The following is a 22,224-nucleotide window of genomic DNA, read 5'->3' as shown; positions in this document are numbered from 1 at the left end:
CCGGTCCCGCGTGCACCCCGCACTGGTCGGTCTCGGCGCTCTCGCCGCGGTCGGTGCCGGGGGGCTCGCCTACGCCCACGTCGAGACCAAGCTCTTCACGCTGCGTGAGGTCACCGTCCCTGTGCTCCCGCCGGGGCACGCCGACCTGCGGGTCCTGCACTTCTCGGACCTGCATCTCACGCCCAGCCAGGAGCGCAAGATCGAGTGGGTCCGGTCGCTCGCCGCGCTGCGCCCCGACTTCGTGGTCGACACGGGCGACAACATGGCGCACCTCGACTCGCTCGAGCCGCTCCTGTACGCGCTCGAGCCGCTCCTGAGCAGCGCGCCAGGTGCCTTCGTCATGGGGTCGAACGACTACTACGCCCCCTCGCCCAAGAACCCGGCGCGCTACCTCCTGCCGGACGCGCGGATCTTCCACAAGATCGACCCTCCCAAGCTCCCTGCCCCTGAGCTTGCTGCCGCGATGTCCGCGGCCGGGTGGATCGACCTCACCAACCGTCGTGACGCGGTCGACGTCGGCGGTCTGCACATCGACCTGGTGGGCGTCGACGACCCGCACCTCGACCGCGACGTCTTCCCGGCCGCACCCGAGCGGGCGGCGGGCGGCTCCGGGACGGCCGCTGCGCCGTCGGGCCTGCGGATGGGCGTGGTGCACGCGCCTTATGTGCGCGTCCTCGACCAGATGCACGACGACGGCGCCGACGTCATCCTCGCCGGCCACACGCACGGCGGCCAGCTCTGCGTCCCCTTCTACGGAGCGCTCGTGACCAACTGCGACCTGGACCGCGGGCGGGCCAAGGGCCTGCACGGCTGGCCCGGAGCCCGCCCCGACGCCCCCGGCGGCGAGGACTCGACCTGGCTCAACGTCTCGGCCGGAGCAGGCACGTCGCCCTACGCACCGTTCCGATTCGCGTGCCGCCCGGAGGCCACGATCGTGACGCTGACCGCACGCTGAGGCAGCGGTTTCGTCCCAGGGGCAAACGTCCGCTATTCTAGGCAGGCTCCAGCGCGCAGGTTTGGCGGGACCTTTCGAGGACCCCTGACCGATCTGACGCAAGAGGAGCAATCGGGGTGTGGCGCAGCTTGGTAGCGCGCGTCGTTCGGGACGACGAGGTCGCAGGTTCGAATCCTGTCACCCCGACCAGCACGAAGGCCCGGAGTCCACTGGACTCCGGGCCTTCGTCGTTCCCGCATCCCTGCGCCCGCCGACGGTGACGAGCCCGTCCGCCGAGGGTGACGGCCATCCGGCGCCCAGCCGGTCACCCTCGCCGCCCCCGCTGCGCCCGGACCGCTCGGGTGACACGATGAAACGGTCCCGTCCTCGCGAGGAGCCGTCGTCCTGGGCAGGGCGCTGAACACGCTGAGGGCCCCCGCACCACGCACCGGAGGAGTCGTCATGGCCGAGGAGCCGATCGTCGTCGTCGGAGGTGGGCTGGCCGCCGCGAAGGCCACCGAGACGCTGCGCGCCGAGGGGTACGACGGCGACCTCGTGGTCGTCTCGAGCGAGCCCCATCGGCCCTACGAACGGCCACCGCTCTCCAAGGACTACCTGCGCGGCGAAGCCGAGCGCGACGTGCTGTTCCCGCTGCCCGAGGACTGGTACGCCGACCACCACGTCGACCTGAGGACGGCCACGCGGGCAGCGGCGATCGACGTCGCCGGCCACGCCCTGACCCTGATCGACGGCACCGTCCTGCCCTACTCGCGCCTGCTCCTCGCGACGGGCTCGACGCCCCGCTCGTTCGCCGTCCCCGGCGCCGACCTCCAGGGTGTCCACTACCTGCGCACGATCGAGCACGCCGACCTGCTGGCCGCGACGCTCGAGGCGTCGGCCCGCGAGGGGGCGGGACGGCTCGCGGTCGTGGGAGACGGCTGGATCGGGATGGAGGTCGCGGCCTCGGCCCGCACCATGGGCCTCGACGTCACGGTCGTCGGCCGCTCGGTGCATCCCCTCGGCAGGGTCCTGGGCCCGCTGCTCGGCGAGATGTACGGCAAGGTCCACGCGGACCACGGGGTGCACCTGCACCGCAACGCCCAGGTCGTGGGGATCACCGGCAGCGAGGGGCGGGTGACGGGCGTGGACGTCGAGGACGGGACGCACGTCGCGGCCGACGTCGTCGTGGTCGGCGTGGGCGTCACGCCCAACGTCGGGTTCGCCGAGGCCGCGGGCATCACGCTGCGCGACCGGTCGCTCGGTGGCGGGCTCGCGGTCGACGCGACCCTGCGCACGTCCGCCCCAGACGTGTGGGCTGCGGGGGACATCGCGAGCGTCCCCTCGCAGCGCTACGGCCGTCCGCTGCGCGTCGAGCACTGGTCCGTGGCCCTCGAGACCGGGCCCCATGCCGCACGCGCCGTGCTGGGCTCGCGCGAGCCCTACGACAAGCTCCCGGGCTTCTTCTCCGACCAGTACGACGTGGGCATGGAGTACCTGGGGTTCGTCGAGGACCCGGCCGAGACCGAGGTCGTCGTGAGCGGGTCGCTCGAGGACAGCGAGCTCGTCGCGTTCTGGGTCGCGGACGACCGCGTCCAGGCCGGGATGGCCGTCAACACCTGGGAGCAGATGGAGCGGGTCGAGGAGATCGTCCGGGCCGAGGGGCCGGTCGACCGGGACGCGCTCAGGGTGTTCCGCACCTGACCGACCGGGCGCACCGGCCCCCTCAGCCCGGCCAGGCCGAGCCGGGATCCGGCCCCCCTACGGCACCGCGCGCTGCGCCTGCCCCACGTACTGGCTGAGCGGCCGGATGAGGGCGTTCGCGGCGCGCTGCTCGACGACGTGCGCAGTCCAGCCCACGACTCGCGCGGCGACGAACAGCGGCGTGAACGTCGGGGTGTCGAACCCCATGAGGTGGTAGGCGGGGCCCGTCGGGTAGTCGAGGTTCGGCAGGATGCCCTTGCGCTCGGTCATCGCGGCCTCGAGCGCGTCGTACAGATCGTCGAGCGCGGTCGCCTCGTCGGTCCCGAGGTGCGCGACCAGGTCGTCGAGCGTCTTCTTCATGGTGGGCACGCGCGAGTCGCCGCTCTTGTAGACGCGGTGGCCGAACCCCATGATCTTGCGCTTGCCGGCCAGGGCCTCGTCGAGCCAGGAGGCTGCCCGGTCGGCGGTCCCGATCTCGGCGAACGTCGCCATGACGGCCTCGTTGGCCCCACCGTGCAAGGGGCCCTTGAGCGCGCCGATCGCCCCCGTGACGGCCGAGTGCAGGTCCGAGAGGGTCGAGGTGATGACGCGGGCCGTGAACGTCGAGGCGTTGAACGAGTGCTCGGCGTACAGGACCATCGAGACCTCGAAGGCACGCACGACGCACGCGTCGGGCACCTCGCCGAACGTCATGTGGAGGAAGTTCTCGGCGTAGCCCAGGTCCTCGTCGGGGTCGACGATCTGCTGGCCGCGCCGGCGTCGCTGGTCGAGGGCCACGACCGCGGGCATCATGGCCCACAGCCGCAGGGCCTTGGCGTGCTCGGCCTCGGGGGACGAGTCCTCGGCGCTCGGGTCGTGCGCGCCCATGACCGAGACGGCGGTGCGGCACACGTCCATGGGGTGGCAGCTCGTGGGGAGCTCGAGGATCGCGTTGCGGACCTCACCCGGCAGCGCCCGGTTCTCCCGTTCGACGGCGGTCTGCTCGGCGAGCTGCTCGGGCGTCGGCAGCTCGCCGTGCCACAGCAGGTAGGCGACCTCCTCGAAGCTCTTGCGGGCCGCGAGCTCCTGGACGGGGTAGCCCCGGTACAGCAGCGAGTTCGTGTCGGGGTTGACCTTGGACACGGCGGTCGTGTCGACGACGACGCCCGCGAGGCCCTTGCGGATCTCCGGGGCCGGGGACGCCGTGCCCGGGGCGGTCGCGCGGGCCTCGGTGCCGTCGGGGACCTGCGCGGGGGTGCTGGTGGTCATGTGCTCACTCCTTCGTGATGCGGGGTCATGTGCTGCAGTACCGGGTCGCCCGGGCCGGCGAGGACCCCAGTCCTCGCCGGCCCGGGCACCCCGACCGCCCTACGGCCGGTAGGTGAAGATCTCGGTGTCGAAGTGGTTGTAGCCGGCATAGTCCACCAGCTCGTACAGCCGCGCGCGCGTCTGCATCTCGCCGACCACCCCGTCCTGCGTCCCGGTCTCCCGGATCACGTCCAGCGTGCGCTCCGCGGCCCCCATCGCGCTACGCAGGAGGGTCACGGGATAGATGACGATCTGCACGCCGACGGACGCGAGCTGGTCTCGCGTGAACAGCTCGGACTTGCCGAACTCGGTCATGTTGGCGAGCACGGGCACGTCGACCGCGGAGGCCACGGCCTCGAACTCGGCGAGGTCGCGCATGGCCTCGGGGAAGATCGCGTCGGCTCCCGCGTCGACGAGCGCCTTGGCCCGGTCGATCGCAGTCGCGAGGCCCGCTGCTCCGTCGAGGCTCGCCCGGACGTCGGTGCGCGCCATGACGAGGAAGTTCGGGTCGCGCCGGGCGTCGACCGCCGCGCGGATCCGCTTGGTCGCGGTCTCGAGGTCGACGGTCGCCTTGCCGTCGAGGTGGCCGCACCGCTTGGGGTTGACCTGGTCCTCGATGTGGCAGCCCGCGACGCCCGCGTCCTCGAGCGTCTGGATGGTCCGCGCGACGTTCATGGGCTCGCCGAACCCCGTGTCTGCGTCGACGATCGCGGGCAGGTTCGTCATGCGCGCGATCTGACCCGCACGCGTCGCGACCTCGGTGAGGGTCGTGAGACCGATGTCCGGCAGCCCGAGGTCCGCGGAGATCACGGCCCCCGAGATGTACACCCCGTCGAAGCCCTTGTCCTCGATCAGCCGCGCCGAGAGCGGGTTGAACGCACCGGGGAGCTGGAGCAGCTCACCGGCGGCGAGCCGGGCGCGCAGCGCGGCCCGCTTGTCCGACGGCGTCACGTGCGAGTACAGCATCAGTTGCCTCCTGCGGTGGTCGGGTCGGCAGAGCCGGCAGCGTCGGCAGAGCCGGCAGAACCAGCAGAGCCGGCAGCGTCGGCAGCGTCGGCAGCGTCGGGATCCTCGTCGGTCACGTCGCGCATGGTCCAGGAGGCCGAGCCGTCCCCGGGCCCGCTCCCGGCCGGCCCTCCGCCCGCGCGCCCCGTTCCCGGGGTGCCGGACGCGCCTGGGTGCGCTCCGCCGTCGGGCTCGCCGCCTGCCGCGCCCTGCGAGGGACGACCCAGCTCGAAGATGCCCGTGGGCACCGGGACCGCGTCCAGCAGCCCGGGCCGCGCGACGATCGAGAGCTCGCGCACCTCGGCAGGCGTGAGCGACGGGAGGCGCTGCGCGAGGTCGAGGAAGCGCTCGATCTCGGCGGGCTCGAGCACGCCGTCCGCGAGCAGCCGGAACTTGGCGACGTACTGCGCGCGGGCGAACGGGCGTGCGCCGAGCGGGTGCGCGTCGGCGACGGCGATCTCGCGGACGATCCGCCCGCCGTCGGCCAGCTCGATCTCGACGCGACCACCGAACGCCTTCTCGGCCGGGTCGACCGAGTGGTAGCGGCGCGTCCACTCGGGGTCCTCGGCCGTGGTGACCTTGCCCCACAGCGCGACGGTGTCGGCGCGGCCGGCGCGCTCGGGCGTGTACGAGTCGACGTGGTGCCACCCGCCGTCCTGGAGCGCGACCGCGAAGATGTACGGGATGGAGTGGTCGAGCGTCTCGCGCGAGGCCTTCGGGTCGTACTTCTGCGGGTCGTTCGCGCCCGAGCCGATCACGTAGTGCGTGTGGTGGCTCGTGTGGATGGTGATGCCGACGATGTTGTCAGGGTCGGCGAGCCACGGGTGCTCGGCGTGCAGCGCGCGCGCCAGGTCGATGAGCGCCTGCGACTGGTACTCCGCCGAGTGCTCCTTGGTGTACGTGTCGAGGATCGCGGTCTTGGGCTCGCCGGGCGACGGCAGCACGACGTCGTAGCGTCCCTCGGGGCCGTCGAGCAGCCACGCGACGACGCCGTCCTCGCCCTCGTAGATCGGCTCGGGCGAGGTCTGCCCGCGCATCGCCCGGTCCACCGCCTCGACCGCGACCTTGCCCGCGAGGGCCGGCGCGTACGCCTTCCACGTCGAGATCTGCCCCTTGCGAGACTGCCGCGTCGCGGTCGTGGTGTGCAGGGCCTGACCGATCGCCTGGAAGATCGTCGTGGTGTCGAGCCCGAGCATGGTCCCGATCCCGGCCGCTGCCGACGGGCCCAGGTGCGCGACGTGGTCGATCTTGTGGGCGTGCAGGCTGATGGCTCGCACCAGGTCCACCTGGATCTCGTATCCCGTCGCGATGCCGCGCACGAGCGCCGCGCCGTCGCAGCCCGCGTGCTGGGCGACCGCGAGGATCGGCGGGATGTTGTCACCCGGGTGCGAGTACTCGGCTGCGAGGAACGTGTCGTGGTAGTCGAGCTCGCGGACCGCGACGCCGTTGGCCCAGGCGGCCCACTCGGGGCTCGTGCGGGTCGCGAGCGAGGTCCCGAAGACCGTCGCACCGGGCTCGTATGGGTGCGCGAGGGCCTGCCCGCGGGCCGCGACGGCGGGCGGGCGCGTGAGGCTCGCGGCCGCGACGGCCGCGTTGTCGATCACGCGGTTGACGATCATCTCGACGGCCTCCTCCGGCACCTCGACCGGGTCGGTCGCGAGCTCGGCGAGCTTCCACGCGAGCTGATCGGTGCGGGCGAGGTTCTCCGCCGAGCGGTGGGTCCGCAGGTGGTGGGTCGTGGGCATCGGTGCCTCCGGTGGTCGGGTGCGGTGCGTCGGGGTGCGTCGGGCGGGCGTCCTGCCCGACGGCGCCGCGCGGGCTGGGGGTGCGGTCGGCGGGGGGCCGGTGAGGCGCGCGGCGTCGTCAGCCGGGCGGTGGCGCCTCGCCCAGTGCTTTGGCGGCCATGGCCGCGCTGCGCTCGATGTGCTCGCGCATGGAGCGCTCGGCCGCGTCCGGGTCACCGCTCGCGATGGCACGGGCCACCGCGCGGTGCTCGTCGACGTGGTCGGTCGTCCCGACGCGTTCGCGCGCAGACAGCGAACGGTAGCGGTCGACGTGCCCGCGGATCTGGCGCAGCAGCGCGGAGCACCAGCGGTTGTCGGCGAGCGACTCGATCTCGCCGTGGAACTGGGAGCCGATGCGCAGCACCTCGTCCTCGTGGTCACGCACGGCGTCCATGAGATCGACGAGGCGAGCGAGGTGCTGGACGTCGGCAGGCCGTGCGCGTTCGCACGCGTCCCGCGCGAGCAGCCCTTCGAGACGGGAGCGGACGTCGTAGACGCGGTGGAGGTCGGTGACCGCGAGCGGCGCGACGCGCACTCCCCCGGTGGGCTGCTCGACGACGAGTGCCTCGGCCTGGAGGAGACGCAGCGCCTCGCGGACGGGTGTCCGGCTGACGCCGAGCTGAGAGGAGAGCACGGGCTCGGTGAGACGTGCGTCCGCAGCGAGGGTGCCATCGATGATCCGGGCCCTCAGGAGGTCGTAGACCGCGCGCGCGCCGGACTGTCGGCGGACGGCGGCGAGGGGCTCGTCGCGCGGTGGGGGCGACGTCGTCGTCGGAGCGCTGGGCATGCGGCCATCGTGCCACAGCACCTGCGTACTTGTATACAACACTGGTGCCCGCTGGCCTCAGGTCGCCTCATTCCATCTGGGTGATGTGGACACCAGGAAGCCGTGGAACGCTGAAGAAACCTCATCGAAGGAGGAACCGAAGGTGAGTACAACTGCTGGCCGCAGCATCGGGCCCACGAGTGAGTTCAGCCTGTTCTTCCACGTCAAGCCCGGCCAGAGCGAACCGCTCCGGGCCGCGCTCGACGACCTGCAACAGACCCCGGGGTATCTTCCCGGTGACTACGGCATGGCGATCAAGACGATTCACGAGGCACGATTCGTGCTCTTCGACGACGACACGCGACTCGCCTTCATCACGAGCTTCGACGGTCCCTGGGACGCCTACATGGACGACTTCTTCAACTCCGGCCCGACGCTCGCGCTCTTCGACCTCATCTTCAGGCACACCGAGGGCTACGCCGGCCTGCCGGACCTCGCCACCGAGAAGGCGTTCGTCCTCGGAGCGCAGGAGCGTGCCGCCGCCTACGCACGCAACTACCCCGGCACGGTGAAGGAGATCCTGAAGGCGCAGCGCGTGAACGCGGCCTTCCAGAAGGTGCTCGATCACCCCGATGCCGCGGCCGCGCTGCAGCACCCGGCACTCCAGCCGCTCCTCGACGAGGCCGGAGACTGAGGTGTCGGATCACATCTCGGGCCCGCGGGCGTTGGCCAACTCGATCGCCGACATCACCGACGTCTTCGCGTTCCCGAGCCCCGCCCGGCCGCGGCACCTCGTTCTCGTGATGAACACCCTGCCGTTCGCCAAGGTCTCCGACGCCCTCTCGGAAGGCCTGATCTACCGGTTCCGGGTGCGGCCCCTCACGGCAGCCGTGCCCGGCGACCACGCCCCGTTCTCCGCAGGCCCGGAGCACGGCGCCGAGGAGTTCGTGTTCGACTGCGTCTTCTCTCCGCCGACCAGCGCCGAAGGCCAACCGTTCGAGCAGGAGGGCACCTGCACCACCCCCTCCGGCGAGACCGTGTCGTTCCGCGTCAACGACGAGGACGGCGGTTCCGCGCACGGCGTGCGGGTCTTCGCCGGTGCGCGCTGGGACCCGTTCATCCTCGACGCCCCCGCGGCGCTGAAGACCGTCGCGATCGGCGAGCTCGCCTTCGCGGAACGCGGCTCGATCTACATGGACGGCAAGAACGTCCTGGGACTCGTCGTCGAGATCGACCCTGCGCTGCTGGGCGGCGCCACGTTGGTCGGCGTCGTCGCCGAGACCCTGACGCGCGGCGTGTTCAACGTCCGGATCGAGCGCGTCGGGCGACCCGAGGTGAAGAACCTGATGCTCGGGCCGATGCAGTTCGATCGGGTCAATCAGGACCTCGAGATCCGCGACCTCTACAACATGGAGGACGCGTTCCACATCCAGCACGGCTACGAAGGCGCCTACCGGGCACGGCTCGACGCCAACCTCGCGTTCTGGGACAGCCTCGACGGCAAGACCGACTGGCCGACGATCGACGGCGTCCATCCGCTGACCGAGCTCGTGCTCGCCGACTACCTGGTCATCGACCTCTCCAAGCCCTACCAGGAGAAGGGTTCGTTCCTCGAGATCGAGCTCGCCTCCCGCAGGGGACGGGCCCACGCGACCTGCGGAGGGCGCACGATCAACGACGACGTGATGGACGTGTTCTTCACGACCCTGATCAACGCCGGCAACGGACCGATCATCCGCGACGGGGTGGACGGCTCGTCCCGGCCGGCCTCGCAGACCTTCCCGTACCTCTCGGCTCCCAACCCCCATCCGCCAGAGAAGCCGGAGCACCACTGAGCATGGCTGAGACGGGGAGCGTCACGCTCGAGCTCGATGACATCCAGAGTGGCGCCCTGCACGAGCGCCCCTCCCCCTACGTCGGCGCCTACCTGATGCTGCGCATCGACGACCGCGCCGACGGCCATGAGCTCGTCCGGCGGCTGACAGCCCTCGTGAGCTCGGGGACGCAGTCGCTCGATCCCGCCAACGACGCCTGGTTCACCGTCGCGTTCACCTACCACGGGCTGAAGGCGCTCGGAGTTCCTCAGGATTCCCTCGACAGCTTCACGCCGGAGTTCCGTGAAGGGATGGCCGCGCGGGCGGAGCACCTGGGAGACGTCGGCGAGAGCAGTCCTGAGAACTGGGAGAAGCCGCTCGGCACTCCCGACGTCCACATCGCCATCGCGGTCATCTCCCCCGACGCCGAACGACTCGAGGCCGTCACCGAGAAGGCTCGCCTCGCCCACCAGGAGCTGGCGGGCATCTCGGTCGTCTGGCGGCAGGACTGCTACCAGCTCCCGACCGGGCGCACCTCGTTCGGGTTCAAGGACGGGATCGGCCAGCCGGCCGTCGAGGGCAGCGGCAGGGCGCCGTCGAACCCGCACGAACCGCCGCTCAAGGCCGGCGAGATCATCCTCGGCTATCCCGACGAGACCGGCGGGCTGCCGCCGATGCCGAGCCCCGACGTCCTCGGCCGCAACGGCACCTACGTCGTCTTCCGGAAGCTCCATACGAAGGTCGCGGCCTACCGGCAGTACCTCCGCGCGCGAGCGGCGAACCGTGAAGAGGAGGCGCTGCTGGGGGCGAAGATGGTCGGACGCTGGCAGAGCGGAGCCCCGCTGGCCCTGACGCCCGACGTCGACGACGCCGAGCTCGGCAGCGATCCGCAGCGCAACAACGCCTATCTCTACGGCGATGACCCCCGGGGCTTCAAGTGTCCGGTCGGCGCCCACGCACGACGCGCCAACCCGCGCGACGCGCTCGGCGACGACGGCAGCACGGACGTGCGCCTGCACCGCATGATCCGACGTGGCACGAGCTACGGCCCGATGCTCCCCGACGGCGTGCTGGAGGACGACGGCGCGGACCGCGGCATCATCTTCGTGTTCGCCGGCGCCCACATCAAGCGCCAGTTCGAGTTCGTCAAGACCCAGTGGCTCAACGACGGGATCTTCATCGGCGCCCCTGACGAAGCGGACCCGATCGTCGGCTCCCCCCACCACGCGAACACCTTCACGATCCCCCGGCGACCGATCCGACGCCGCCTGCAGGAGCTCCCGCCGTTCGTCGTCACGCGCGGGGGCGAGTACTGCTTCGCGCCGAGCCTCTCGGCCATGCGTTGGCTCGCAGAGCTTCCGCATTCCGTCTCGACCGAGGAGAGCACGCCATGAGCACGACCCCCGAGGGGACCGACCGCTGGAAGGCGCTCGACTTCGCCCCGCCGGCTGCAGACGCCCCCGAACCCGAGTCCTCCGTCCTCGTCGAGTACCAGCATGACGACCAGATCGCCGTGATCACGCTCAACCGTCCGCACGCCGACAACGCGATCACGACCGAGATGGGTGCTCGACTGACCGAGATCGTCGAGACGATCGCCGTGCGCACCGCCGTGCGCGTCGTCGTGCTCACGGGCGCCGGCGAGCGCGCGTTCTCCGTCGGCAGCGACCTCCGACAGCGCAGGAGCATGACGAAGGAGGACTGGCTTCGCCAGCGCCAGGCGTTCGACCGCACGCTGTACACCGTGCGGCAGCTGCGCAAGCCGCTCTTCGCCGCCGTGAACGGCATCGCCTATGGCGGCGGGTGCGAGCTCGCCCAGAGCTGCGACTTCATCATCGCCTCCGAGAACGCCACGTTCGGGCAGCCGGAGGCGATGCTCGGCCTCTCGGCCGGTGGCGGCTCCCCGGTGTTCCTGCCACGCCTGCTCGGACCGGGCAGGGCACTGCAGATGCTCATGACCGGCGACCCGATCTCCGCGGCCGAAGCACACCGGCTCGGCATGGTCAACGAGGTCCACGACCAGGACGACCTGGCGGCCGCGGCAGCTCGGATCGCGGAGAAGATCGCCGGCAACTCCCCGACGGCGGTCCAGGCCGTCAAGCGGGCCGTACAGCTCGGCGAGGGGCAGCCCGTGGAGCAGGCGATCGCCATCATGATGGAGGCGCACTGGCGCTCGGCCGTGCACCCCGACCGCATCGAGGGCATCGGAGCCTTCAACGAGGGCCGAGACCCGGTCTTCCGCGACGCCGACTACTGAACCCGGCCTACGAGGAGGCAGAGCAATGACGATTCCCGACGAGGTCATCCGTGCGCGCGCCGCGCTGCAGATGATCAACCCGGCCCCGTACAACGCGGAGGCGCCGCCCGCGGCGCTCGCCGAGGAGATCACCCCGACCGAGCTCCACTACGTGCGCAGCAACTTCTCGCTGCCCGAGCACGACGGCAGGCTCGAGATCGGCGGCGCGGTGGAGCACCCGCTGACCCTCACGCTCGAGGACCTTCGTGCCTTCCCCGCGCACGAACGCGCGGTCACGCTCGAGTGCGCCGGCAACGGACGCCTCGAGATGCGTCCACTGCCCACCGGTGAGCCATGGGGTGACTACGCCGTCTCGACCGCCCGCTGGAAGGGTGCTCTGCTGCACGAGGTGCTGGCACAGGCGCGGCCGCACGACGACGGCGTCGACGTGCGGTTCGAGGGCGCTGATCACGGCGCCTACCACCTGGCCGCGGTGCTCGCCGACACCGACACCGAGGACATGCACTTCGTCCGCTCCCTGCCGCTGGACCACGTCGCCGATCCGGCTTCCGAGATCCTCATCGCGTACGAGATGAACGGCAAACCCCTCGGCCAGGACCACGGTGCGCCGTTCCGGATCGTCGTGCCGCACTGGTATGCCGTGGCGTCGGTCAAGTGGCTCCAGCGCATCGACGTCCTGACCGAGCCGTACGTCGGCGAGTTCCAGACGGGGCACTACATCTACGAGTGGGCCGATCGGGCCCCGGAACCCGTCGACCTCATGCGCGTCAGGGCGCGCGTCACCGCTCCCGCCGCTGGCTCGACCGTGCCCGCGGGCACCGTCGAGGTGCGCGGAAAGGCCTGGTCGGGCACCGGCCCCATCGCACGTGTCGACGTGAGCCTCACGGGCGCCGGCGAGTGGCGCGAGGCCCACCTCGCTCCGCCGACGGGCCCGTACCACTGGCAGGAGTGGTCGTTCGACTGGGAGGAGGCCGCGGTCGGGCGCCACACGCTCCGCGTCAGGGCGACCGATGCAGCGGGGAACGTGCAACCAGACGTACCGCCGTGGAACCGACTCGGCTACGGCAACAACGCCATCGAGGTCGTCTACGTCGACGTCGTCTGACCAGATCCCACCACTGCGCTCTCGCACGACAGGGTCTGGCCTCGTTGGAGAACCGCTCACCCCTCCGGGACCAGACCGCGCGACGTGCCTGCGCAACGGTGGCGTCCACTGCCGTCAGCGGACGCCGGGGCCCGTCTCTCCCTCGGCTGCCGCGTCGGCGAACGGGGTCATCCGTTCTCCCAGCTCCTGGTGCCATGCGGCGAGGCCGTCGAGCGGGACCGGGCTGCGCTTGGTCGATCCGCTCCCCTGGCCCGACCACAACGGCGGATAGACACTGAGCCCCTGGCTCGGCGGGAGCGCTTCCAGGTCGTCGACCCAGCCAGGCCAGCGCAGGTCGGCCACGTACTCGGCGAGCCCACCGCTCACGGCCCACTCCGCGAAGGCACCGAGGCCGAAGCCCAGGACGTGCCACTCGAGCGTGTCCGGGGCGAAGTAGTGCACGTCCCCGAGCGGGCCGGGCAGGCCGCCGCCGTTGACCGCGAACGTCCCGCCGAGCACGTCGAACGCGACGACGAGCCTCTGGGGCGCGACGGCCCCCTCCTCCGGGGTGCCCAGGCCGTTGATCGTCGCGAGGTCGGGGAGTCCGTACGCGCCTCCGCCGAGGAGCCGGAGCCAGCCGTGATCCACCAGGACGCCGCCGGTGTAGAGGGCCAGCGCCCCGAGCGTCGAGCGCGTCGTGATCTGGAGGCGGTACAGGACCTCGGGCGCCCACTCGGGCGGCGCGAGGACCTCGACGCCGGGCCGCTGGAACATCCGGGCGAGCGTGGGCCACGCAGGATCGTCGACCTGCGTCAGATCCGAGACCGTCCTGATGCCCATGACCGGGGATCATGCCACGTCCGGCAGTGAATTCCGACACGTCGCGGAGGATCCGCTACCGGATTCTCCCCATCTGTGCATCTTCTCCGTGCTCAAGGAGGTGCGATCCCCGGAATTCCGGGGCAACTAGACCTCCCGAGGCGTCCGCTCCGTGAGACGGACGGAGCCCTCGGCCATCGGCGCGGGCACGGTCTCAGCGGCCTCGTCCACCCCGTGGAGAGGTCGTGCGACCGCACCGGCGTCGGGCGTCGCGACCTGGCGCCGTCCGGCCACAGCCGCGTAGCCGAGGCCCACGACGACCGCGCCCCCGACCAGGTTGCCGAGCCCGACGAACAGCAGGTTCCGTCCGAACTGGCCCCACGTCGTCAGCATCTCGGGGCTGAAGAGGCCGATGCTGAACGTGGTCATGTTGGCGACCACGTGCTCGAACCCCGAGGAGATGAACGCGAAGATCGCCCAGAAGATGACGATCGCCTTGCCGGCCTCCGACCGGAGGCGACCGCACGCCCAGATCGCCGCGCACACCAGGATGTTGCACAGGACGCCGCGGAAGAAGAGCTGACCGCCGGTCTCGTGCGACTTGCCCGCGAGCATCGACGCGATCATCTCGCCCGCGGCGGCGTTGGTGTGCAGGATCCCCGACTGGACGACCATCCACCCGAACAGCATGGACCCGAGCAGGTTCCCGCCGAAGCAGAACAGCAGCGTCCCGACGGCGGAGCGCACCGGGATCGTCCGCGTCACCGCTCCCTGGGTCAGGATCATCATGGCCGAGGTGCTGAGCTCGGCCCCCGCGAAGACGACCAGGGTCAGCGCGACCGAGAAGACGCCACCGGCCACGAGCCGCTCGGCCGGCGCCCCCGCCGCGAGGAACGGCCCGGCCGTGGCGACCATGAGGACCACGCCCACCCCGATGTAGGCCCCGGCGAGCATCGCGGCCACCAGATATCGCCAGGGGTGCCGGGTGCCCTCGACCTTGGTGCGAGCTGCACGGGACTGCTCGGACAGGTTCTCGGTGAGGGTCAGCACCCTTCGATGATCCGCCCGTTCCATCTATGCGTCCCGGAGGGTCGGCAGATGGAACGGGCGGTCTCAGTCCGGACGCTTCCTACCCGAACGTGAACGTGAAGACCTGCATCCCCGCCGGGACCTCGAGCTCGACCGTCCCCTCGCTCGGCGCGTCCCCCTCGATCACCGGGTAGAGCGTCGGGTTCCCCGAGACCGCGATGTCCCGCCGCTCGACGACCTCCCCGTCCGCGTCGCGGACGGTCGCCACGACGGTGCCCTGGCCACCCAGGACGGTGAAGACGTCGGTGCCGCGGTAGGCCAGCCGCACGCGCGCACCCTCGGACACCGCGGTCGCCCCCTGGAAGTCGACGTCCCACGTCCCGCCCAGCGAGAACGTGTCGGAGGCCTGGTCCTGGGTGAGCGTGAACGCCTGCTCGCCCGCGGCGTAGCGCGGCTCGCCCGCGTAGTTGCCGACCTTGCCGACCGAGAGGTACGTCTCCGGGGTCGTCGAACCGTCCGGTGTCCCGTCCTCGACCGAGGTCGCACCCGGCAACGTGACGCCCGGGTTCGCGTCCGCGAGCAGCTCGCGGATCAACGCCTCGGTGTCCTCGTACCCGCCCTCTCCGAACCGGATGTGACGTACGGTCCCGTCGGCGTCGATCAGGTACTGCGCCGGCCAGTAGCGGTTCCGGTACGCGGTCCAGGTCGCGTAGGAGTTGTCCTGTGCGACCGGGTACGTGACGCCCAGGTCGTCGGCCCCCGCCACGACGTTGCGCGTCTCGCGCTCGAACGCGAACTCGGGCGTGTGCACCCCGATCACCTCGAACCCCTCGCCCACGTCCTTGTACTGCTCGTACCAGGCGTTCACGTGCGGGATCGCGCGCTGGCAGTTGATGCAGGAGTAGGCCCAGAAGTCGACCAGGACCACCTTGCCGCGCAGGTCGTCGAGCACGAGCGGCTGGTCGCCGGGTGTGTTGAACCACGTGTCGATCCCGCGCAGCGCGGGAGCCGGACCGCAGTCCTCGAGCTCGGGCGCACCGTTCGAGCAGTTCGACAGTTCGCGGTTCTCGTCCGTGACGATCCCACCGAGGTCGAGCGCCTCGCGCACCGTCCCGGACGCGTCGACGCGCTCCTGGAGGCTGCCCGTGTAGTCGGGCAGCGCGCGCTGGAGGTAGGCGGGCAGGTTGAACGCGAGCCCGACCGCGAGCGCGATCATGACCACGCCGCCCGCCACGCGGATCCCCCGTGCGTGGCGCTGGAAGGCCTTGACCCGTTCCGCGACCCGACGGCCCGCGAGCGCGAAGACCAGCAGCGGGATCGCCGCGCCCACCGCGAACGACACGGTGAGCGCGATGGTCTCCGGCCCGATGTTCCCCGTCGCGCCCGCGACCGTGATGGCCGCGAGGACCGGTCCCGCGCACGGGACGTACAGGACCCCCAGCCCCAGACCCAGCACGAACGCCCCGCGGTCCTGGCTGCGCGTCCCTCGTCGCGCACCGAGCGCCGCGATCCTCTGGAACGGTCGTTCGAGCACCTCCTCGAACCGCGGCACGATCATGCCCACGCCGATCACCGCGAGCAGCGTCAGGCCCACCCAGCGCAGGAGGTCCTGCGGCAGGCCGAGCGCCCCGAGGAGCAACGAGCCGAGCAGAGTGAAGACGCTGAAGCTCACGACGAGCCCTGCGATCACGAGGTACGGGCGCCACGAGCGACGAGCGGCCGCGTGGGCGTCGTCGCGGGCGTCCGCGCCGCCCCCGGCCCGACGGCGCCGCTCGCCCTCGGCGCGTGGGGCGCCACGGTCGCTGGTCGGCGGGGCCGCCGTGACGACCTGCCCGCGCGCACCCACCGTCACGACGCCCGGAGCACCCGCGAAGAGCGCCGCCGACGGCGCTGCCGACCCGTCCTCCGCCGAGGGCGACCGGACCTCGGTGGTGGCTCCGTCGTCGGGCACGGCGGAAGCTGCGGGTGCGGCGCCGCGGGCACCCTGCACCCCGCCCGCGAAGAAGATCACGGGCAGCATGGGGAGGATGCACGGCGAGATGCCGGTGATGAGGCCACCGAGCAGACCGATGAGGACGAGGGTTTCCATGGCCGGGGTTCGGCGCCGCGTCCCCGCGGGATGGGTCGAGGGGCCGTCGGACCACCGCGCGGCGACGGCGAGAAGACCGGACCCATCCACCCTCGCCCGGGCTCCGAACCTCCTCCGAGACGCCCCGCACCTGACGGGGCGACGACAACGAGGAGAGACCGATGAACGTTCGAACCCGTACCTCGTACGCCGTGGTCGGCGTCGCGACCCTGGCGGTCCTGGGCCTGTCGGCCTGCAGCTCGGACTCCGACTCGGGAAGCGACGACACCTCGAGCGCGGCCGAGACGACGATGCCCAGCGACGACATGTCCGAGGACGCCATGACCCCCGAGGTGGACCCGGCGGCCAACCTCGTGGGTCCCGGCTGTGCCGCCTACGCCGAGCAGGTCCCGGACGGTGCCGGCTCCGTCACGGGCATGTCCACCGACCCCGTCGCGGTCGCGGCGTCCAACAACCCCCTGCTCACGACCCTCACGGCCGCGGTGAGCGGACAGCTCAACCCCGACGTGAACCTGGTCGACACCCTCAACGGCGGCGAGTTCACGGTGTTCGCGCCGGTCGACGACGCCTTCGCGAAGATCGACCCGGCCACCATCGAGAGCCTCAAGACCGACTCCGACACGCTGACCTCGATCCTCACCTACCACGTGGTCCCCGGACAGCTGACCCCGGACCAGGTCGTCGGCGAGCACGAGACCGTCGAGGGCGGGACCGTGACCGTCACGGGCTCGGGGGACGACCTCAAGGTCGACGACGCGAGCGTGATCTGCGGCGGTGTCATGACGCAGAACGCCACGGTCTACCTGATCGACACGGTCCTCATGCCGACCATGTGACCCCCGACGCCGGCCGCCGCGGTTGTCCCCGTGCCGCGGCGGTCGGCCCACCAGGAGATGCACGGGGACACGGACGAGGAGCCGGTCGCTCCGGACGGGATGCCCCGAGCGACCGGCTCCTCTCGTCTGCCCGACCCCTCAGGGGCGGGCAGACGTGCTGCGGCTCAGCGGGTCGGCGATCAGCCGTTCGCCCTGCGGCGCGCCCACACGAGCGCAGCACCGCCACCGATGAGCAGGAGCGCGAGGAACCCGGCTGCTCCGGCCGTGGCTCCCGTCGCGGCGAGCGACGGACCGCTCGGCGCCTCGGCACTCACGGGACCGGGGGCCGCGACGACCGGCGGGTTGGCGCACGACGCCGTGCCCTCCGGGTAGCGGACCGTCGTGGAGTAGTCCGGGTTGACCTGGAACAGGACCTCGACGTCCGATCGCGTCCACGCGTAGTTGCCGTCGGTCTCGACGTAGGTGCCGTCGGACTGACGCTCCCAGCCGGGCCACGCGCGGGGCTCGTCCGCGGACGCGCCGGGCCACAGGATCCTGCCGTCGAGCGGCAGCCCCTCGACCGTGTAGTCCTCACCCTCGCCGGGGTTCAGGAACGTGATGCTCAGCGGGCGGTCGCTGTCGGCCTGGTACCCCTCGGGCAGGAAGACCTCGTAGCCGAGGTAGGGCGTGTCGGCCTCGCAGACCGCACCGATGTCACCGGGGGTCAGGACGCAGTCCTCGGCGGCGGCCTCCAGGTCGAGCGCGAAGGACGCGCTCGCTCCGTCCTCGGCCAGCACGTACCCCGCGGACTCACCGAGAGCGAAGCCGGACGCGGGGTGCGCGACGATCGCGCCGTCGGTCCGCGTGTAGCTGATCTGCTCGGTGCTCTCGGGCAGGACGAAGCGCTCGTCGTCGGTGCCGCAGACCTCGAGGATCGTCGGTGCGACCGGGGGCACGAACGTCAGCGACGGCTCCTCGGGCTCCGGCACGACAGGCGTCTCCGGCTCGGCCGGAGGCACGGTCTCCTCGGCACACTCCGGGACCTCGACGAGGTCGTCGAGGTCGTGGTGCTTGGAGCCGGTCATGACTCCGCCCAGTGCGGACTTCGGCGGAGTGATGGTCACGGGCCAGGCGAACGTCCCGTCCTGACGGATCCTGTCCTGCTGGACCGCCCACCCGTCCCCGCAGACCTCCCGCGGGAGGTCGGACGGGAAGGTGGTGTACCACTCGGTCCCCGGCCTGTGGTCGATGAGCGTCTGGGGTCCGGAGTTCTCCCAGGCGGCGGGCTTCGCGGGGTCGGTCTTCTGGTAGACGTAGATGCCCACCTCATTGCCCGGCGTGGGTGCGGAGACGCACGGCGTGGTCTTTCCTTGCTGCGCGAAGTCGTACCTCTTGCCGTCCGAGGCACGCACGTCGATCTCCCACGAGTGGGCGACCGACGAGTCGGGGAACGCGTAGGAGGTCGAGTACGAGCGCTGGAACGTCTCGTCCTTGACGACCTTTCCGTCGACCTTCACGGTGACGGTGTTGTCCTTGGCGGAGTAGGCCTTGAGCGAGAGGTCGAGGCCCGTGCAGGTCGCGGAGACCTGCGGGGTGTGGGCAGAGGCGGGGGCCGCGGTGGCGACCAGTCCGCCGAGGGCGAGCAGCGAGGCTGCCGTGCTCGCCAGGAGCTTCTTCACGGGTGGTGGATTCCTTCCGGGGTGATGCCGAGATGCGACGTCGCACGAACGACACGGGGTGGGAACGTGTCGTATTGCATCACCAATACCCAGACTTTGACAAACCCCGGCATATATCCGGAATCGGACCAAGGAATTACCCGAGAGCGGGCATTGTGACCGGAATTCGGGTCGGAAATTATCCGAGATCGAGCATCAGGTCTCGAGGACGACCAAGGGGTCGCTCGTCGGCTGCGGAGAACCCCCGGCGGGCTCGAGCGTCACCGCCACCCCCGCACTCCCGGCCGCATCGACGAGCAGGGCCGCCGAGCCGTCCCGGGCGTCGAACACCCCGGCCGAGACCATGCCCTCACCCTCGACGAGCCAGAGCTGGTAGTCCTCGGCAGCCCCGGCCTGCGGCAGGTCCGAGACGGAGAACAGCACGCGGTCGCCCGAGACGAGCGCGCTCGCGTCCCCGCCCCCGACCATCTCGCCCCGGACGATCTCCGCAGCGGGGTCGGCGAGCATCGAGGCGACCGCGTCGGCCTGCGTCTGGAGCCGGACCTGCTCCTGCCGGGCCTGGACCGCGAGCGTCGTCGGGACCGCGACCGCCACGGCCGCGGCCGCGACCGCCGCGACGACGGCCCACCGGCGGGGAGGGCGAGCCGTCCGGCCCGGGCGAGCGTCAGCGCGACCGGCCTGGGCGGCCGCGACCTGGGGCGTCGACGCGACGCGCTCGAGCACCTGGTCGCGGAGCCCAGCAGGCGGGGGCGTGTCGACCGTGAAGGCCGCAACCACCGCGCGGTGCTCGTCGAGCTCGCGGCGCGCGTCGGGCTCCGTGGCCAGCAGCCGTTCGACCACGCGGCGGTCCAGGTCGTCGACCGCGTCGAGCGCGTAGGCCGCGAGCAGGTCGCGCGGGTCGTCCGCGCCCGGTCCTCCGGGCCCCGACCCGGTGCCGCGGGTGTCTCCGGTCTGGCCGGGGTCGTCAACCACGGTTCACCCCCAGGCAGTCACGCAGGCGCACGAGGCCGTCACGGATCCGTGACTTCACGGTCGGCACGGCGGCGCCCAGCTCGAGCGCGACCTCGCGGTACGTCAGCCCACCGAAGTAGGCCCGGACGACCGACTCGCGCTGCGTCTCGGTGAGGCTCCCGAGGCACCGGCGCACCGCGGCCGACTCGATCAGCTGCTCGACCTCCTCGGCCACGACGTCGTGCCCTCCCCCGGCGAATCTTCCGTCGACGTCCTTCTGGTCCCGGACCCGGCGGGACTGCTCGGACCGCACCCGGTCCACCGCTCGCCGTCGGGCCATCGTGACGACCCAGGTCCGGGCCGAACCCCGGGAGGCGTCGAAACGCACCGCCGTCTGCCACACCTCGATCATCACCTCCTGGGTCACCTCGGCCGCGTGGTCGTGGTCTCGCAGCACGCCGAGCGCCGTGCCGAACACGGCCGGCGCCAGGGCGTCGTACACCGGCGCGAACGCAGCCGGATCACCCTCGGCGCACGCGGCGAGCGCGGCATCGAGAGCGTCGGGCTCGCTCGTCCTCACGGGTGGCACCCGACCAGTCTGCCCCAGGCTCACCGCCGCGGCGCACGGGCGGGACGTCCGCAGGTGCGCTGCATCCGCGACGGCTGAGGCACCCAAGGTTCGTCGCGCTCGGGCCTGCGGATGGGTCGCCGGTCGGTCGGGGGCTGCCACTACCCTCACGGGGTGACCGAGACGCCGCAGCCCACCCGGCTCCATCCCCTCTACGTCGTCGTGGTGGTGCTCTTCGTGGTGCTCGTCGCGCTCGCGCTCTGGGCCACGGCCCGGGGCGACGTCCGGGCCGGTGAGCAGGGGGACGAGCGCGAAGCTCCTGCCGATCCCGCCCCGTCCGAGGACGCCCGGATCCGCGCGGACGTCGAACGGGATCTCGGGACGATCGAGGGTGTCGAGTCCGCCACGATCCAGGTCTTCGAGGAGGGGATGCTCGAGAACGTGCCCCCGCCCTCCCCTGCGGTGACGATCGACCTCGAGAGCTTCCGGACCCCCGAGGACACCCAGGCGACCGTCGACGCCGTCTACGGCATCCTCGCCGGCTCGGGGCTCAGCGCGCCGCCCACGGTCACCGTGGTCGACACGCTGCCCGGCACCAAGGCGACGCTGACGCTCGAACCCGCAGGCCCGGGAGACCCCGCCGTCCACGACGCCGTGGCGTTCCTCGACGCAGGAGCCACCTCGGTCCACCTCACGCCGGAGAGCTCGGCGGTCAGCGGCCGCGAGCCCGCCGACCTGCCCGGGCTGGCCGAGGTCGCGGGCACCCTCGCCCGGCCCCTGAGCGCGCTCTCGACCGACGGCTACGACGCCCTGTACACCGCAGGCGTCGACCCCGTGCCGCCACCCCTGCCCGCCGTCCAGCTCCTGGCGGAGGCCGGGTCGCGCGACGAGACGACCCAGACCGTCTACGAGGCCAGGTCCCCCACGGGCAACCCCGTCCCGCTGCTCACCGTCTACGTCGACGGCCCGCCGACACCCGTCGCGGACTGGTTGCGCGCCTCGGGCCAGGCGGACCTCCTGGGCAGCGCGATCGCCTTCACGGTCTACGGCAGCGAGACCTCCGAGTCCGGCTTCGTCTCGGACCGAGAGCTCGTGAGCACCGACCCCGCGAACGACGAGGCCGACGCCGCGGCCGCGGCCGCCGACGGGGTCCCGCCTTGCACCGGGCAGGACCTCCGAGCAGGGGTGACCGGGTTCGACGCCGCCGCCGGGTCGCGCTTCCTCACCGTCACCGCGGAGAACGTCACCGACGCACCGTGCGCGCTCGACGGGCGCCCCGGGCTGAGCTTCCTGCGCGCCTCGGGGACGGTCCCGGACGTCCTGTCCGAGCCGGAGATCCCCGGGCAGAACCCGGTCCGGATCGTCGTGCCGCCCGGAGGTGTCGCGACCTCGCAGCTCCGGTGGGGCGCCATGTCGACGGCCAACGACCCCGACCAGACGACGAGCGTCCTCGTCACGACCGTGCCGGGCGCCGACGAGGCGCGCCTTCGTGTGACGGACGTCCCGGGCGCCGAGTCCGGGGTCGACATCCTCGAGGGCGCGCGCGTCGTGGTCGGCGACTGGGTCCGCTCCTCGTCCTGACCCGCGATGTCGGGGCGCGCTCGCGCCCGGGCTCGGTCGCACCACCGCACGGTCGCACCGA

18 protein-coding genes, 1 tRNA gene and 1 pseudogene are annotated in these 22,224 nt (G+C 71.8%); 10 read left to right on the top strand and 10 right to left on the bottom strand.

What is annotated here, in order from left to right:
- Positions 1 to 10 precede the first annotated feature (10 nt).
- From ASE27_RS01720 to ASE27_RS01710, 3 genes are all read left to right on the top strand, one after another.
- Complete coding sequence (locus ASE27_RS01720) at positions 11 to 955, top strand: metallophosphoesterase (protein ID WP_056645103.1); 945 nt, start codon at positions 11 to 13, stop codon at positions 953 to 955.
- Between the two features lie 112 nt (positions 956 to 1,067).
- A tRNA-Pro gene (locus ASE27_RS01715) sits at positions 1,068 to 1,144 on the top strand.
- A 252-nt stretch (positions 1,145 to 1,396) separates the two neighbouring features.
- Positions 1,397 to 2,635: an NAD(P)/FAD-dependent oxidoreductase gene (locus ASE27_RS01710; RefSeq protein ID WP_056645101.1), complete on the top strand. Its 1,239-nt coding sequence runs from the start codon at positions 1,397 to 1,399 to the stop codon at positions 2,633 to 2,635.
- A 57-nt stretch (positions 2,636 to 2,692) separates the two neighbouring features.
- Here the strand turns inward: ASE27_RS01710 and ASE27_RS01705 are convergent, their stop codons facing one another.
- The 4 genes and pseudogenes from ASE27_RS01705 to ASE27_RS01690 form a co-directional block, all read right to left on the bottom strand.
- Entirely contained in the window at positions 2,693 to 3,883 is a 1,191-nt protein-coding gene (locus ASE27_RS01705; protein ID WP_082608387.1) for a bifunctional 2-methylcitrate synthase/citrate synthase, read from the bottom strand.
- A gap of 99 nt (positions 3,884 to 3,982) precedes the next feature.
- The gene (prpB, locus tag ASE27_RS01700) at positions 3,983 to 4,888 is read right to left on the bottom strand and encodes a methylisocitrate lyase (protein WP_056645098.1); all 906 of its coding nucleotides are present in this window, start codon (positions 4,886 to 4,888) and stop codon (positions 3,983 to 3,985) included.
- Positions 4,889 to 5,157: 269 nt separating this feature from the next.
- Positions 5,158 to 6,672: pseudogene (locus ASE27_RS01695) on the bottom strand (MmgE/PrpD family protein); the annotation flags it as partial.
- Positions 6,673 to 6,790: 118 nt separating this feature from the next.
- Positions 6,791 to 7,498, bottom strand: coding sequence for a GntR family transcriptional regulator (locus ASE27_RS01690; RefSeq protein WP_056645097.1), 708 nt, complete (start codon positions 7,496 to 7,498; stop codon positions 6,791 to 6,793).
- A 142-nt stretch (positions 7,499 to 7,640) separates the two neighbouring features.
- Between ASE27_RS01690 and ASE27_RS01685 the strand changes: the two genes are divergently transcribed.
- The 5 genes from ASE27_RS01685 to ASE27_RS01665 are packed head-to-tail and all read left to right on the top strand — an operon-like array spanning position 7,641 to position 12,653.
- Positions 7,641 to 8,171 (top strand): hypothetical protein, encoded by a 531-nt coding sequence (locus tag ASE27_RS01685; RefSeq protein ID WP_157257337.1) that lies wholly within the window; start codon positions 7,641 to 7,643, stop codon positions 8,169 to 8,171.
- A gap of 1 nt (position 8,172) precedes the next feature.
- On the top strand, positions 8,173 to 9,312 hold the full coding sequence (locus tag ASE27_RS01680; RefSeq protein ID WP_056645092.1) for a DUF4331 family protein: 1,140 nt from the start codon (positions 8,173 to 8,175) through the stop codon (positions 9,310 to 9,312).
- 2 nt (positions 9,313 to 9,314) lie between these two features.
- Positions 9,315 to 10,685, top strand: coding sequence for a Dyp-type peroxidase (locus tag ASE27_RS01675; protein ID WP_056645091.1), 1,371 nt, complete (start codon positions 9,315 to 9,317; stop codon positions 10,683 to 10,685).
- Positions 10,682 to 11,548, top strand: a complete 867-nt coding sequence (locus ASE27_RS01670) for an enoyl-CoA hydratase/isomerase family protein (RefSeq protein ID WP_056645089.1) — start codon at positions 10,682 to 10,684, stop codon at positions 11,546 to 11,548. The genes ASE27_RS01675 and ASE27_RS01670 overlap by 4 nt, the downstream gene beginning before the upstream one ends.
- A 25-nt stretch (positions 11,549 to 11,573) precedes the next feature.
- Entirely contained in the window at positions 11,574 to 12,653 is a 1,080-nt protein-coding gene (locus ASE27_RS01665; RefSeq protein ID WP_056645088.1) for a sulfite oxidase, read from the top strand.
- A 114-nt stretch (positions 12,654 to 12,767) separates the two neighbouring features.
- Here the strand turns inward: ASE27_RS01665 and ASE27_RS01660 are convergent, their stop codons facing one another.
- From ASE27_RS01660 to ASE27_RS01650, 3 genes are all read right to left on the bottom strand, one after another.
- Positions 12,768 to 13,472 carry a DUF2625 family protein gene (locus ASE27_RS01660; RefSeq protein ID WP_056645087.1) on the bottom strand — a complete coding sequence of 235 codons (705 nt, stop codon included), beginning with the start codon at positions 13,470 to 13,472 and terminating at the stop codon, positions 12,768 to 12,770.
- Positions 13,473 to 13,598: 126 nt separating this feature from the next.
- Positions 13,599 to 14,501: a formate/nitrite transporter family protein gene (locus ASE27_RS01655; RefSeq protein WP_082608386.1), complete on the bottom strand. Its 903-nt coding sequence runs from the start codon at positions 14,499 to 14,501 to the stop codon at positions 13,599 to 13,601.
- Between the two features lie 79 nt (positions 14,502 to 14,580).
- The gene (locus ASE27_RS01650) at positions 14,581 to 16,569 is read right to left on the bottom strand and encodes a cytochrome c biogenesis protein DipZ (RefSeq protein WP_056645083.1); all 1,989 of its coding nucleotides are present in this window, start codon (positions 16,567 to 16,569) and stop codon (positions 14,581 to 14,583) included.
- Positions 16,570 to 16,730: 161 nt separating this feature from the next.
- Between ASE27_RS01650 and ASE27_RS01645 the strand changes: the two genes are divergently transcribed.
- Positions 16,731 to 17,405 carry a fasciclin domain-containing protein gene (locus tag ASE27_RS01645; protein WP_056645081.1) on the top strand — a complete coding sequence of 225 codons (675 nt, stop codon included), beginning with the start codon at positions 16,731 to 16,733 and terminating at the stop codon, positions 17,403 to 17,405.
- 179 nt (positions 17,406 to 17,584) lie between these two features.
- Here ASE27_RS01645 and ASE27_RS01640 read toward each other — a convergent pair whose 3' ends face one another.
- The 3 genes from ASE27_RS01640 to sigK form a co-directional block, all read right to left on the bottom strand.
- The gene (locus ASE27_RS01640) at positions 17,585 to 19,063 is read right to left on the bottom strand and encodes a hypothetical protein (RefSeq protein WP_056645079.1); all 1,479 of its coding nucleotides are present in this window, start codon (positions 19,061 to 19,063) and stop codon (positions 17,585 to 17,587) included.
- A gap of 195 nt (positions 19,064 to 19,258) precedes the next feature.
- Positions 19,259 to 20,035: an anti-sigma factor gene (locus ASE27_RS01635; RefSeq protein ID WP_056645077.1), complete on the bottom strand. Its 777-nt coding sequence runs from the start codon at positions 20,033 to 20,035 to the stop codon at positions 19,259 to 19,261.
- Entirely contained in the window at positions 20,028 to 20,603 is a 576-nt protein-coding gene (gene sigK, locus ASE27_RS01630; RefSeq protein ID WP_056645075.1) for an ECF RNA polymerase sigma factor SigK, read from the bottom strand. The genes ASE27_RS01635 and sigK overlap by 8 nt, the downstream gene beginning before the upstream one ends.
- Positions 20,604 to 20,756: 153 nt before the next feature.
- On the opposite strand from sigK, the gene ASE27_RS01625 reads away from it, so the two are divergent.
- Entirely contained in the window at positions 20,757 to 22,163 is a 1,407-nt protein-coding gene (locus tag ASE27_RS01625; RefSeq protein WP_082608384.1) for a DUF4232 domain-containing protein, read from the top strand.
- Positions 22,164 to 22,224: the final 61 nt, after the last annotated feature.

The organism is Oerskovia sp. Root918, assembly GCF_001428945.1.
GTDB lineage: Bacteria > Actinomycetota > Actinomycetes > Actinomycetales > Cellulomonadaceae > Oerskovia > Oerskovia enterophila.
The sequence above is the reverse complement of the archived record's forward strand: the minus strand, read 5'-3'. Positions and strand labels throughout refer to the sequence as shown.